General features: G+C 62.1%; 1 protein-coding gene. It reads right to left on the bottom strand.

Annotation, left to right across the window (positions count from 1 at the left end; all coding sequences use genetic code 11):
- A partial coding sequence (locus EG19_RS13800; protein WP_038050574.1) for a hypothetical protein occupies positions 1-666 on the bottom strand: 666 nt, incomplete at its 3' end.
- Positions 667-728 lie beyond the last annotated feature (62 nt).

The following is a 728-nucleotide window of genomic DNA, read 5'->3' as shown; positions in this document are numbered from 1 at the left end:
GTTGTACGGCCAACGAACGTATGGGGCAGAGGAGCGAATGTTGGTGCACTGGCTTGGCAACGCCGCGGCGTTCACCTTGGTCGGCAGCTGGTGTTCGTACGCCCGCACGCGGTTCGCATCCCAGGCTCGCTGGCCTGTCGCGACTTCTCGCAAGTGAGGTAATAGCGCAATCTCCCGGTAGGTTTCGGGGATTTCCGGAAGGACCCCGTCGGGCCTGGGAAAGGCTTCCAAACCGCTCACTTCAGGCAAAGGCGCCAAAAGGTGGGAGCCGTCCCGCCCCAGCACTCGTTTTAGAAGGCCATAGGCTAAAGCCGGCGGCTGCCACGCCCCGCGGGGTGAGGGGTTCAAAAACAACAGGTACACCTCGCCTTCCTCAAAGCGGGGCGATCCCGCCACGGCCCATCCCTGTCCATCACGCTCACCGCCTGGGGTTTCCACCGTGAAATGGGAGCCCACCGAAATCTGCCCCTTGACCACCTCCAAGCTGGTAAAGGTCGTTTGGGTAAAAAGCAAAGGCCCCCGCGGAAGGGTTTGGAAGCTTTCGCAGCGGGCCAAAACAACCGCTTCCGCCCCTCGGGCTAAGCTTCCGAGGTTTTCCGGCGGCACCACGGTGGCGGCCTGCAGGAGCGCGGGTAGCAGCATCCCGAGGGCGATCAAGCGCTTCATGGTCTTAGCGTAAGGCCTAAACCTTGAAATTGCACGTGCCAACGGTGAGCGTGCTCACCGCA

Source organism: Thermoanaerobaculum aquaticum (assembly GCF_000687145.1).
GTDB classification, from domain to species: Bacteria; Acidobacteriota; Thermoanaerobaculia; order Thermoanaerobaculales; family Thermoanaerobaculaceae; genus Thermoanaerobaculum; species Thermoanaerobaculum aquaticum.
Note: the sequence above shows the minus strand (reverse complement) of the source record. Positions and strands in the feature narration are given on the sequence as shown.